This window comes from Protofrankia sp. Cr1 (assembly GCF_963555865.1).
Lineage (GTDB): Bacteria > Actinomycetota > Actinomycetes > Frankiales > Frankiaceae > Protofrankia.
The window spans coordinates 25111-38425 of record NZ_CAUVXO010000007.1 but is presented as its reverse complement, the minus strand read 5'-3'; the positions used below and the strand labels follow the sequence as shown (position 1 = coordinate 38425).

Below are 13315 nucleotides of genomic sequence, written 5' to 3'. Positions count from 1 at the left end.
GACCAGCCCGGGCGCATTGTCGATGACAACCGTCAGCTCGCGTCTGGAGTAGGCGTGCATGATCGCGTCTTCGATGAGAACCTCCGGCTCGCAGATCGCCACGATCCGGGTGCCGGCGAATGCCTTGACGTGGTCGGTGCCGACGAGTCCGTCGGTCGGGTGCAGACCGCTGGTGGTCAGCGGCACGGCGATGCTGAGCAGGTCGGAGCCGGCGAAAACGGTGGCGACGTTGGGGGCGAAGGTGACGGTCGCGTCCGCCAGCGCGTGCGCGGACAGCCAGTTGACCCGCGCCTGTGGGTCGGCGGTCAGGGACGGTGTGTGAACGAGAATCCGATGACCTCGGGCTGCGGCGGCCTGCGCGACTCGCCCGTTGATCGCGCCGGCGCCGATCAGGCCCACGGTCACCGTGCCGGGATCCAGGTGGGGGTCAGGTTCATCGATGAGCAGCGCGTTGACGACGAAACGGGCGATATGGCGAGCGTTGACCTCGGGAGTGTTGACGACCGTGATGCCATGGGCGGCTGCGCAGTCACGGTCGATGGCCGCGAGTGAGGTGCCACGGCGAACGATCAGAAGTCCATTAGGATCTTCCTGGGCATGAACCGCCGCGGTCCAGGCGGCTATTGCGGCCGCGTCCACGGTGTTCGCGCCAACGATCAGGGTGTGGGGTCGCAACGTCGACAGCGCCTCGGGCAGCGCGGACGGGGTGGCTGCGAGGTCCGCTCGCAGGTACACCGTCGGAAGCGAGGTCAGGGACAGCCGGGTGGGTTCGCTCACCCCGGTCGCGATGAGGACCCGGCGGGTGTCATGCAGCTGGTGAGAGTAGACGCATACGCCGGACTCGGCGGGTGTAGACATTCCTGTTTCCTTCGGCTAACAATCTCAAGTGAAACACGGCTACCGGAAGGCATGTTTATGGTCTCGTGTGTAATGAAGGGTCCTTGTAGTGGCGTGCGTCGCGGTCCGGCTCGTGGTGAAGATCTGCGCTCGGCATAACTTCCAGCGTGCCGTATGATCTTCAATGGTTGGTTAACGGTGTGGATCTTTTGGTGACCGACGCCACTGTCGACCCGACTCGTCCGTCATGATCGGATGGCGGGGGTCGGGAATTTTCGTCCCGGCTACCGTGGGGCCTCCGAGCACGCGGGATAAACCATGATCAGGTTTTTCGCGGTTGCTGCCGGATCGGTGAAACTGATCCGCCAGGTTCGGGCCCCTGTTCGGATCGTGCCAGCGGGTCACGGCCGTTAACTGTTCCGTGGGTACGTAGAACGGCGAAACGCGCAAAGAGCTCTTCCTTGTACCAGCCGCCGTCGACAGTGCGGCGAACGACATCGGCATGGGCCGGGCTGCCGTAGGCGAACCGGCACAATGCCTCGGCATCGTCCCAGACGCTGAACGTTCCCAGCAGGCCGAGTGGTGCCTCGCCGATCCCCACCGCGAACCGCAGGCCCTCGCATCGGGCGAGGTCCTCGGCCACCGGCGGCACCGCGCGCCAGAAGGCGGGTGCCCGCCGCAGCGACAGCCTGGCTCTGGTGATCGCCGCAATCGGATCCGCCGGGTGCGTCAGACCCGCAGGCTGCGTCACCGGATCGCCGAACGGACGCTGGCGGGCCCACCTCCCGCGGGACGACAGCGGGTGGAGCTCAGCTCGCCACCGTTCGTGTGCGATTGCAGACCATGCGCCGATCATGGCGGACCGTTCGAACGCGGCCGCCTCGCGCGCGGAAGCCCAGACGGTCAGCAGACCCCAGCGCAGCACGTCGGCGTCGCGCAGGCCGAAGGTCTGGCCGCGTCCGGTGCCGAGCGATCGGGCGAAGACGACGCCGGTCGTGCGCCGCAGGTGCCGGCGGTCCAGCGCCATTCTCGCGACTGCGTGTGGGACATGACGGGGATGCACCCCCCACAGGTCGACAGTCACCAGCGGGCAGCTCTGTGCCGCAGCTTCACCGGTTTCGCCGCCGCGTCCCACGGTCACAACCGTATCGTGGGGCCCACCGATCGCAGCGGTGACAAGCGCAGCACGCCGTCGTGTTCCGTCCCGTACTTCTGGGCGAAGAACACGCGGAGACGGGAGGCGTCGTCGCGACAGAGCAGCGCACGGCATCTCCCCAACGTCAGCAGGGGATGACGGCCAGACCCGGCGACCTGCGTGAGAACGCCGTCCGGGCCGCTGTCGCGGACCAGCCGGGCCAACGTGTCATCGGCCACGTAGACCGAGTCTTCGATCCGCACGTATTGCACGGTGAGCGCAGACGAGCCGTCCGTTCGCGAATCGATCAGCAGCGGTAGCCCCAGATAGTCGTCAAGCCCGGTGCTGACCTCCGGGCCCCACAGGCTGTCGAAGCGCTGCTCGATGAACTGGACGAGGGTGGAGTCGACCGTCGTCTCATGCTGGGTGGAAGCCGCCGAGGAGCGACCAACCGGATACGTCGACACGATGGCCCCGTTGTCCCACCGGTGGTAACTCGTCAGTGGTTGCTCACTGTAGACACGCACGGACATCCGGTGCCGCAGGTGCGGGTCCAGACCCGTTCGGATGGCGTCGAGCCGGCGCAGGTTAATTCTGATCGTGTCAGGGACGTTGACGCTGCGGCTTAGATCTTCCTCTCGTTGCGCGGCGGCACGCGAGTCCGGGTCGAGCAGGAGGATCTGCACCAGTGCACCGCCGTCCAGCGCGCTGCCCACGGCCGTTGCGAACCCCGGCTCATGCTGGGGGGCGACCAGGTCGGTCCACGTGTTGAGGACCCGCACGATCCGCCGGCTGGCGGCGGCGCGGCTGATGAAGTAGGCGGGGTCGAATCCGCCGAGCAGCCGGCCGGCGCCGAACTGGGCGGGCTTGACCGGTGCGGTCGAGGACAGTCGTTGCTCCGCGACGGCGAGTTCCGCGGAGCCGGTCTTGCGTAGCAGGTTGATGCCCTGCTGCCAGGATCGCCGAGCGCTGGGAAGGTCGTCCATCCGCGCGAGCATGTCCCCGCGGCTGATCAGGATGCGCGGCTCCCACAGCGGATCCGGCAGGGCCGCGAGCAGGGTCAGGGAGTCGTTGTACGCGGCGAGGGCGCGGTCCAGTCGCGTCTGGCTGCGGTGGAGGTCGCCGAGGCGGCGCCGTGCGTACGCCTCCAGCGGCCGATTGTCGAGATCCCGCGCGATCGTCAGGCTCATCGACAGGCAGGTGATGGCCTCGGAGAGTTCCTTGCGGTTGCCGTGGCACATGGCCAGGCACACCAGCGTTTCGGCCTCCGCGGCCGGGCTGTTGGACTGGCGGAACAGCTGCAGCGCCCGGTCGAAGAACTGCGCAGCCTCATCGTACTGGCCCTTGCCGCGGCAGGCGTCGGCGAGCCCGTGCAGACTGCGCGCTTCGCCATAAATATGATCAAGAGCGGTGAAGATCTCAAGGCTGCGGGTGAACCGTTCGGTGGCGAGGTCGAGGTGATCGCGTGCCGCGCCGTTCGCGTTGATCGCGGGCTGGCTGTCCGGGTCGGTGCCAGGGGCGCCCAGACGCCAGGACGCCTCCTCGAAGGCGAGGACGATGTCCCGGTCGCCGAGACTGCACAACATGGTGGCTTCAGCGAGCGGGTCGCCCGCCCGGCGGGCCGCCGTCAGGCCCTGGCTGTGTGTCTGATCCCAGTCGTCCCAATGGCCGTTGAATTCGTAGAACCGGGTGGCCGCCGCGGCCAGCCGCCACGTCATCTCGTCGAGCTTCAGCGTGGCCGCCTGCTCGATCAGGAGATGAAGGTTGACGCGTTCGATACCGAACCAGACCAGTGGCCCCGCGAGCAGGGCGGAGACGGTGTCGATCTCGTCTGCCGGCGCACCGGGCGCAACCGGGTTGTCGGTCGTGCGCGGCCCACCGGGTGAGAAGGCCGCGGTGGCTCGGTCGACGACGGTCAGGTACGCCGAGAGCAGCCTGGTCAGGGAGGTGCGCAGATCGTCATGGGCGGTGTTCACCGGCTCTGGGCCGACCGGCTCTGTGGCGGCCCCAGCGGTGTCGTCATGCTCCGCCGGGCTGCCGGCAATGCGATCCGCCGGGCTGCCGGCAGTGCGAGGAGAAGCCTCATCGCGTTGCCGCTGGCCGGTCTGGCGTTCCCGCGCGAATACCCGCATCAGGTCGTGGAAACGGTATCGGGTCTGCCCGGTCTGGTCGGGACCACGTCGTTCCAGGAGCTGGGCGTCGGCGAGGCGGTCAAGGACGTCCTCGGCCTCGTCGCCGCCGATGCCGAGCAGGGCCGCCGCGGCCCAGGGCGCGAAGTCGACGACGTTGGGGAGGGCGAGCAGTCGGAAGGCCTGGCGTTCGTCCTCCGGCCGACCATCGTAGCTCAGTGCGAAGCTGGCTCGGACCTCGAGGTCACCCAGTTCCAGCCAGGACAACCGGTCACGTTCACTGGCGAGTCGGCCGGCGACGCGGGCCAGGCGCCAGTGTGGGTGAGCGGCGATCTTGCGGCCGGCGATCTTGAGTGCCATCGGCAAATAGCCACAGAGCCCGGCGATGTCGCGGACGGCCTCGGGTTCGGCCTCGACCCGCTGGTCACCGGTGAGTTTCGCCAGCAGCGCGACGGCTTCGGTGGGGTGCAGGACGTCGATTGTCCGGTGATAGGCGTCCAGGCTGTGCAGTCGGGAGCGGCTGGTGACGATGACCGCACAACCGGGAGTGGTGGGCAGTAACCGCCGGATCTGAGCCTCGTTGGCGGCATTGTCCAGGACGATTATCATGCGTTGATTGACGAGAAGGCCGTGGTACATCTCCACAAGATCGTCTGGGTCGGTGGGCACCGCCGTTCTGGTCACTCCAAGTGCCTGGACGAGCCGGGTCAGTACCCGGGTCGGCTCCAATGGAGACTGCATGTTGCCCCGCAGGTCGAAGAACAGGCTCGTGTCGGGGAAGTGCTCGCGAACCTGGTGGGCCAAGTGGACTGCCAGTGCGGTCTTACCTGCTCCGGGCTTGCCGGCGATGGCTACGATGACGGTGCTTTTGGCCAGGGCGTCCGGGTCGGTCAGCGCGGTGAGGATCCTGGTCCGGATGCTGTCGCGGCCGGTGAAGTCCTCGACATCCGGCGGAAGCTGGTAGACCCCGAGGCTCGGTGGCGTCGGTCTCGTCGGGCGTTCCAGCGCGCGTGGTGGCGTCCAGTCCAAGCTGGCCGATCCCCGCAGGAGGTCCTCCTGCAGGCGGCGTAGCGGAGTTGCGTCCAGACCGTGGGAATGCAGGGCCTCGAGCCCTTCGCGGCATGCCTGCGTGGCATCGTCGGACCGGTTGGCCCGGTACAGGGCGATGATGAGATCTCTGCGCAGTGCGTCGTCGCGCGGGTACTGGGTGACCAGTGCCCGAAGGTCGCCGATGATCTCCCGGTGGCGACCGAGCGAGAGGTCCGCGGAGATCCGCGTCCGCAGGACGTCGCGGTGCAGTTCATCAAGGCGCTGGATATGGGCGGTGGCAAAGGAGTACTCGGCGACGTCGGCGAGTGGCTGACCGCGCCACAGGCCCTGGGCTGCCTGTAACGGGGCGATCGCGGCGACCGGATCCCCGTCCTCGACGGCGCGGCGACCCTGATCGAGTAGGGCGTGAGCCTGGGTGGCGTCGACCTGTTCGGGACTGACCCGAAGTGCGTATCCCGGGCCGTTGCGGACGAGGAGGCGGTTGCGTTCGGTCGGGTCGAGTCGGCGGCGCAGCTCGCTGATGTGTGTCCGTAAGGTCGCCGACGCCCCGTCCGGGGGAGCGCCGTCCCAGACCGTATCGATCAGCTGACGGGTTGTGACGATCTGACCGATGTTCAACAGCAGGACCGTGAGTAGCACTTTCCGCTGTTTTCCGCCAAGGACGATCCCATTGCCGTCACGGGTGACCTCGGTGGGCCCCAGGATTGCGAAATGCAGGTTCTCTTCGTTCGGCATGTGACCTTCTCGCGCTGATCCCGTCCGGCTACGGTATCTGGCGATACCCGCTTGCGGGTCCGCGCTTCTTCGGGCTGCCGGCGACACGGCCATGTCGCCGGCGACTTTGGCGAGGGCGACGATCGTGCTGCCTTTGGCCTACTGGTACAGCGTGCGTCGTGTGCGCCACTGTGGCAACCACTTCGCGTCCCTGGGTCGAGTCGGGTGGACGACTGCTACCGTGCAAAGTATCGCGGGTTCTTTCGCTTTCGGCTCGTGTGGGTCCTGCCGCCGATTCCACGTTACCATCAACGGAGCGTCAATTTTCGCTGTGAGCGTGTGTGTACGACTGGTTGATGGCTGCCTGCTTCGCTTGTTCCATACAGGCCTGTTCGTGCGGGGCCGAAGGAACAACAGGAAGGTGTGCCGATCATCATGGACACATCGACGAAGGGGATGCTACAGCCGGGACTTCTGCATGAGGTGGCCCTGGATGTCGTCGACGGTAGGCTGGGCTGGGTCATGCTCGTCGCGGATGACAGCCGCGTTGCCGCGATTCTCGCGGACTGGGATGACCGCCGCCGGGTTGAGTTGATGGTTGCCGGTCGGCCACTGGCGCTGGAAGCCGATCTTGATGGCCCGGGGATACGGGTGTTCGATCCCGTGACGTGTATTCCGCTGGCTGCCTTTCGGCCGGCGCGGCGCGGTGGCGGCGGCATGGTCGAACTTCCTGGTACCCGCGCGGTGCGTTGGGTCGTTCCCCGTGGGTCCGTCTTTGAATGCGGCTTTCTGAGCAGATACGGCGGCGGTCTCATCCGGTTCGCGCGCGACTGCACGGCGCTGGTGCTCGTGGACGATGATCGTCGTCGGCGCGGGGGTATCCACGATCCGTTGGTTCTGCTGACCCTGGGTTGGTTTCTGCTCCTGAAGGGCCAAAGGCGGCGCGATCGTGGTTCTTCCGCGCCGCCGGAGGCCCAGGTTGCTGGGGCGCCGTGGGGCCAAAGGCGGCGCGATCGTGGTTCTTCCGCGCCGCCGGAGGCCCAGGTTGCTGGGGCGCCGTGGGGCCAAAGGCGGCGCGATCGTGGTTCTTCCGCGCCGCCGGAGGCCCGGATTGCTGAGGTCCGGGTATGCGAAGCACCGCCCGGTCCGCGCTCTGACAGCGGTCGGCCTGTCGTGCCGCGTACGGAACGACCCCTTCATCGGCCCGAAGGACTGCGATCGGGAGCGCGTTCGTAGCCGCTTCGGGTGGGGGGCGTCGCCCTGCGCCCTGGGTGGTCCGCTGCGGCCGACGATGTTGACGGATCTGGCTCGGGTGAGGTTTACTTCTTCCAGTGATCGAACATGCGTTCGACACATGGAAGGGGCGGTCATGAGCCGGCGGACTGTTGACCAACGCGCTACATTTTCCGTGTCTGCTCTGACGCGGGAGCGTCCTGACGTTCGAACGGCGCTCCCGGCCGCGGGGCTGCCCCGCCGTTCCCGCGACGAGCTGCTCTTGGCCGCGCGTCACGGCCTTGACGAGGCAAGCCTGGCCCAGCTTCCCGGGGAGCGGTACGCCCTGGCCCATCTGGCGGCGCTGCGTGCTGCCGCGGCTGTCCTCGCCGATCGGGCTCAGGCCCGTCCCGGTCATCGTGGTCGGCCGGCGAGTGCCTGGCGGCTGCTTGCGATGGTGGCACCTGAACTGACGGAGTGGGCGCAGTTCTTCGCATCCGGTGCCGCCAGGCGGGCGGCGGCGCAGGCGGGTCTGCCGGTGGTCGATACCCGCGATGCCGATGACCTGGTCCGCCAGGTTGAAACCTTTCTCACGGTGGTGGAAACAACGTTGGGCCTGCCGTCACAGCCGGCGCTGCCGGCCATGCTTGTCGGGTCAGCCAGACTGTCCCGAGGCTGAAGGCCGCTTTGACCAAGACGGCTACCCTGGCCGATCTCCAGAAGATCGTGAATGCCGACGCCCCACATACGCGTCGGGTCGGGGCTACCGGCCACCGGCTGCTGCCGGTAGCGCCCGCACTCGCGTCGATGCTGCCAGCGGCTGGGCTTCGACGTGGGTCGACAGTCGCGGTGAGTGGATCAACATCTTTTCTTCTGGCAGTGCTCGGCGTGCCCTCACAGGCCGGGGTGTGGTGCGCGATGGTGGGCTTTGCCTCGCTCGGTGTGGTGGCGGCGGCCGATGCCGGGATCGTGCTGGACCGTTTTGTTCTTGTGCCGGAGCCGGGCCAGCGGTGGCAGGCGGTGACGGCAGCCTTCCTCGACGCGCTGGATGTGGTGGTGGTCCGTCCACCCGAGCATGTACGCGGTGCGGATGCGCGGCGGCTGACGGCACGCGCTAGAGAGCGGGGCGCCCTGCTCGTCGTAGCGGGGGAATGGGAGGGAGCCGACATTCGGCTTTCCGTGACTGACATGAGGTGGGAAGGCCTGGGGCAGGGGCACGGGTCTCTGCGGGTGTCCTGCGTTCTGGTGCATGCGTGGGGACGTCGTGGCGCGGACCGTCCTTGCCAGGCTCATCTGCTGCTGCCGGCGATGGAGCGGGTCATTCCTGCTCCCGTTCGTGTTCCTGTCTCCGCAGGGCGTCGGATAGCCGACGAACATCAGACGCTGATCGGGGTGCCGCGGCGTTCGGCGGATGTGGTTTCGGAAGGAGCCGCGTGACATCGGCACCGAAGATGCGCGTACTGGCCGTCTGCTGCCCGGACTGGCCGCTTGTCGCGGCCGGGGTCGCGGCTGACGTCCCCGCCGTGGTGGTGGCGGCTCACCAGGTTCTGGCCTGTACACAGGCGGCCCGGTCGTTCGGGGTGCGCCCGGGTCTGCGTCGCCGGGAGGCCCAGGCCCGGTGTCCGAGCCTGGTGGTTCTGCCTGACGACCCCGGCAGGGATGCCCGTGTGTTCGAGCCGGTCATCGCCGCGGTCGAGTCCGTGGTACCCGGGGTTGAGGTGGTCCGTCCGGGCGAGTGTGTGGTCGCATCCGGCGGGGCCACGCGTTACTTCGGTGGAGACGCGGCCGTGGCCCGTGCCGTGCATGGCGCGGTGTCCGGGGCTGGTGGCCTCGCATGCGGGGTAGGTGTCGCGGACGGGCCGTTCGTCGCCGTGCTCGCCGCCCACCGGAATGTGATTGTCAAACCGGACGCAAGCCGGGATTTTCTCGCTTCGTTGCCCGTCGAGACGCTCAGGCGCCCAGAACTCGCGGACCTCCTGCGTCGGCTGGGTCTGCCGACCCTTGGTCATTTTGCCGCGCTGCCTCCCGACGACGTCATCGCCCGCTTCGGGCCGGACGGAGCGTTCGCCCACCGGCTTGCCCGGGGGCAGGACCACCGTCCGCTTGCTCCATGTCATATGCCACCCGATCTTGCCGTCAGTACCGAAGTCGACCCACCCGCTGACCGGGTCGAGTTCGTGGTCTTCGCGGCCAGGAGACTCGCCGAACAGGTGCATGACCGGCTCGTGACGGCAGGTCTCGCCTGCACGCGGATAGTCGTTGAGGCGCAGACCGAACACGGCGAGCGGACGCGACGTGTCTGGCGGCATGACGGTCCGCTGTCCGCCGTTGCCATCGCCGAACGGGTGCGCTGGCAGCTTGAAGGATGGCTGTCGGGAGGCGTCGGTTGTGCCGAGGCGACCGGCGGGGTCGCGCCGAGTGCCGGTATCGTCCTGCTCCGCATCGTTCCCGACCAGCTCGTCCGCGCAGACGGCCGCCAGCTCGGGCTGTGGGGGGAAGCCGGGGTCGGGGCCGACCGGGTGGCGCGAGCCATCAGCCGGGTTCAGGGCATGCTCGGTCCGGACGCGGTGGTCACCGCCGTGCTCGGCGGTGGCCGCGGTCCCGCGGAGCGGGTCCGGTTGGTGCCGTGGGGAGAACCTCGCGCTCCAGTCGGTGTTGACCTGCCATGGCCTGGGCGGCTTCCCGCACCGGCGCCGGCTACTGTTCCGTCCCGGCCGGTACCGGCCGTGGTCGTGGACGACGCCGGCGCTGCGGTCGGGGTGAGCGGACGTTGCGTCGTGACCGCGGCACCCGCCTGGCTGGCGGTTGACGGCAGGCCGCAGGTACGGGTGACCGCATGGGCCGGACCATGGCCCGCCGACGAGCGTTGGTGGGACCCGGCAGCGCGACGCCGGGCGCGTTTCCAGGTCACGGTCGCCGACGGTTCCGCTCATCTGCTTGCTCTGGAGAACAGCCGTTGGTGGGTTGAGGCCACCTATGACTGACAGGACCTCAGCCGGCGGGACCCTCTACGCGGAGTTGCACTGTCATTCGGCGTTCAGCTTCCTCGATGGCGCCAGTCAACCGGAGGATCTGGTCACGGAGGCGGTGCGGCTCGGGCTTTCCGGGCTTGCCATCACCGATCACAACGGGATGTATGGAGTGGTTCGCTTCGCCGAGGCGGCAGCCGCGGCGGGTCTGCCGACCTTGTTCGGTGCCGAGATATCCCTTGGGCCGGGAGCGCCGCGCGACGGTACCGCGGACCCGGCGGGGGAGCATCTGCTCGTCCTGGCGCGTGGTCCCGAGGGGTACCGGAGGCTGTGCCGGGCGGTATCGGACGCGCATCTGGCCGGGGGCGGGAAAGGCCGGCTGGCCGTCGAGCTCGAGGCTCTCGCGGCCTGGGCAGGCGGGCACTGGCAGGTGCTCACCGGATGCCGCAAGGGCAGTGTCCCCCGCGCGCTGGTCTCGGCCGGCCCGCAGGCGGCTCGGGGCGCGTTGGACACGCTGACGGCGTTGTTCGGCCGGGACAACGTAGCCGTCGAACTGTGGGATCATGATAATCCGCATGACGGCGACCGCAACGACGCGCTCGCGAGCATCGCCACGGCGTACGGGTGCAGGCTCGTCGCCACGAACAACGTGCATTACGCAACCCCGGCCGGATCCCGGCTGGCGGCGGCGCTGGCGGCTGTGCGGGCCCGGTGCAGCCTTGATGACCTGGACGGCTGGCTGCCGGCCGCGGCTGGGGCTCACCTGAGGTCTCCGGCGGAGATGGCGGTACGTTTCGCGCGATTTCCCGGAGCGGTGCGACAGGCGGCCCAACTCGGCGCGGAACTCGCTTTCGATCTGACGCTGATCGCACCCAGGCTGCCGGACTTTCCGCTGGCTGCGGGGGAGAGCGAGGCGGTCCGGCTTCGGGCACTCACCGAGGACGGAGCCGCGCGCCGGTACGGCCCGCGCCACCGGGAACGGGTCGCTGGTGCCTATGCGCAGCTCGACCACGAGCTTGACCTGATTGAATCCCTGGGCTTTCCCGGTTACTTCCTGATTGTCCACAATATCGTTGTCTTCTGCCGGGACAACAACATCCTGTGCCAGGGGCGGGGCTCGGCGGCGAATTCCGCGGTCTGCTACGCGCTGGGTATCACCAATGTGGACGCGGTGTCGTTCGGCCTGCTGTTCGAGCGTTTCCTCGCGCCGGAGCGGGACGGTCCGCCGGACATCGACATCGACATCGAATCCGGCCGTCGGGAGGAAGTCATCCAGTATGTCTTCCAGCGTTACGGCCGGGATCGGGCTGCCCAGGTCGCGAACGTCATCAGCTACCGCCCGCGGTCGGCCGTCCGCGACGTCGCCCGCGCGTTGGGCTACTCCCAGGGACAGCAGGACGCCTGGTCGAAGCAGCTTGATCGTTGGGGGTCACTGCCGGAACGAAACGGTTCACCGCGGTCTTCACCGGAATCATCTTATGATCATGAAATTCCGATGGAGGTCATGAATCTGACCAGGCAGCTCCTGGGTTTCCCCCGGCACCTGGGTATCCATTCCGGCGGAATGGTCATCTGCGATCGTCCGGTGGCCGAGGTCGTGCCCGTGGAGTGGGCTCGAATGCCCGGGCGAACGGTAATCCAGTGGGACAAGGACGACTGTGCGGCGGCCGGGCTGGTCAAGTTCGACCTGTTGGGTCTCGGTATGTTGTCCATGCTGCACGGCGTGTTCGATCTCATTCGTGATCATCACGGCCGGGCACTCGACCTCACATCGATCCCACCGGAGGATCCCGCGGTCTACGACATGCTCTGCGCGGCCGATTCCGTCGGGGTTTTCCAGGTCGAGAGTCGGGCCCAGATGGCGACGTTGCCGCGGCTGCGCCCACGTCGTTTCTACGATCTCGTGGTCGAGGTCGCGCTGATTCGGCCTGGTCCGATCCAGGGCGGCGCGGTCCATCCCTACATCCGCCGCCGTAACGGCGCCGAGGAGATCACCTATCCGCATCCACTGCTGCGCCGCTGCCTGGCGAAGACCCTCGGTATACCGATTTTTCAGGAACAGCTCATGCAGATGGCGATCGATATCGCCGGCTTCTCGCCGGCCGAGGCCGACCAGCTGCGGCGGGCGATGGGGTCGAAAAGAGCGTCGGAACGCATCGAACGCCTCCGGGCCAGGATGTATGAAGGCATGGCTGCGAACGGTGTTACCGGCCGGACCGCGGAGGATATCTACGACAAGATCGCCGCATTTGCCGACTTCGGATTCCCGGAAAGCCATTCGGTAAGTTTCGCCTTCCTCGTCTACGCCAGTTCATGGGTGAAGCTCTACTATCCTGCGGCCTTCTGCGCGGCGCTGTTGAACGCGCAGCCGATGGGGTTCTACTCGCCGCAGAGCCTGGTCGCGGACGCCCGTCGCCATGGGGTCGTGATCCACGGTCCCGACGTCAACCTGTCGCTGGCCGGGGCTACGCTGGAAGGAACGTCCGCTCAGGGTGGGGCGGTGAGTGCCCGCGACAGCGGCGGGCCTGTAGGCGATCCGCGGCTGGTTGCGGACCAGCCGGCGGTTCGGCTGGGCCTTGCCGGGATCCGGCAGGTTCGGTCCACGACGGCCGAACGCATCGTCGCCGAGCGCCGCGCCGGAGATCCGTTCGTCAGCATGTCCGACGTGGTTCGCCGGAGCGGGATCAGCGCCGCTCAGGTGGAGGCGTTGGCCACAGCCGGAGCGTTCGACTGCTTCGGGCTGGCTCGACGTGAGGCGCTGTGGGCCGCCGGGGCAGTTGCGCAGGCCCGTCCGGATCGGCTTGAGGGCACTGAGATCGGTACGGCTGTGGCGACGGTCGCACCCTTTTTGCCGGGTATGAACGGGCTTGAGCGGGCGATGGCCGATCTGTGGGCGACCGGGATCACGCCGGACAGCTATCCCACGCAGTTCATCCGTGATCGTCTGGACGCGCTGGGCGTCCTGTCCGCAGTGTTGGTGCGTGCGGCGGAGGCGGGCACCCGGGTTCTCGTCGCCGGTGTGGTGACACACAGACAACGACCGGAGACCGCTGGTGGCACGATATTTCTCAACCTGGAGGACGAGACCGGAATGGTGAACATCATCTGTTCCCATGGCGCCTGGGTGCGCTACCGCCGGGTGGCCAGGACCGCGCCGGCGCTGATAGTACGGGGACGGCTGGAGAAGGCCGAGGATGTGGTGAACGTCATCGCCGAGCGTTTGGATCGCTTGGCGCTGGCGATCCCCACGAACGATCCGGGGACTTCGG

General features: G+C 67.8%; 8 protein-coding genes. 4 read left to right on the top strand and 4 right to left on the bottom strand.

Features of this window, described 5'->3' with window-relative positions; translation table 11 throughout:
- The 4 genes from U9980_RS01815 to U9980_RS01800 all read right to left on the bottom strand — a co-directional run.
- The coding region (locus U9980_RS01815) for an NAD(P)-dependent oxidoreductase (protein WP_322766406.1) at positions 1-858 on the bottom strand (858 nt) is incomplete at its 3' end.
- Between the two features lie 301 nt (positions 859-1159).
- Entirely contained in the window at positions 1160-1921 is a 762-nt protein-coding gene (locus tag U9980_RS01810; RefSeq protein ID WP_322766405.1) for a spheroidene monooxygenase, read from the bottom strand.
- A gap of 53 nt (positions 1922-1974) precedes the next feature.
- A complete protein-coding gene (locus U9980_RS01805; protein WP_322766404.1) occupies positions 1975-5886 on the bottom strand; it encodes an AfsR/SARP family transcriptional regulator in 3912 nt (1303 codons plus the stop codon).
- A gap of 438 nt (positions 5887-6324) precedes the next feature.
- The gene (locus U9980_RS01800) at positions 6325-6801 is read right to left on the bottom strand and encodes a hypothetical protein (protein ID WP_322766403.1); all 477 of its coding nucleotides are present in this window, start codon (positions 6799-6801) and stop codon (positions 6325-6327) included.
- Positions 6802-7234: 433 nt separating this feature from the next.
- Between U9980_RS01800 and U9980_RS01795 the strand changes: the two genes are divergently transcribed.
- From U9980_RS01795 to U9980_RS01780, 4 genes are all read left to right on the top strand, one after another.
- Entirely contained in the window at positions 7235-7756 is a 522-nt protein-coding gene (locus U9980_RS01795; protein WP_322766402.1) for an SAV_6107 family HEPN domain-containing protein, read from the top strand.
- A gap of 8 nt (positions 7757-7764) precedes the next feature.
- Positions 7765-8514, top strand: a complete 750-nt coding sequence (locus tag U9980_RS01790) for a hypothetical protein (protein WP_322766401.1) — start codon at positions 7765-7767, stop codon at positions 8512-8514.
- Positions 8515-8528: 14 nt separating this feature from the next.
- On the top strand, positions 8529-10061 hold the full coding sequence (locus U9980_RS01785; protein WP_416210115.1) for a DNA polymerase Y family protein: 1533 nt from the start codon (positions 8529-8531) through the stop codon (positions 10059-10061).
- Positions 10009-13315 (top strand): error-prone DNA polymerase (locus U9980_RS01780; protein WP_416210114.1); only part of this gene is annotated, 3307 nt, incomplete at its 3' end. The genes U9980_RS01785 and U9980_RS01780, both read left to right, overlap by 53 nt.

Coding starts and splice junctions, on each gene's coding strand:
- U9980_RS01805 (WP_322766404.1), bottom strand. CDS start 5,886: ATGCCGAACGAAGAGAACCTGCATTTCGCAATCCTGGGGCCCACCGAG.
- U9980_RS01795 (WP_322766402.1), top strand. CDS start 7,235: ATGAGCCGGCGGACTGTTGACCAACGCGCTACATTTTCCGTGTCTGCT.
- U9980_RS01785 (WP_416210115.1), top strand. CDS start 8,529: ATGCGCGTACTGGCCGTCTGCTGCCCGGACTGGCCGCTTGTCGCGGCC.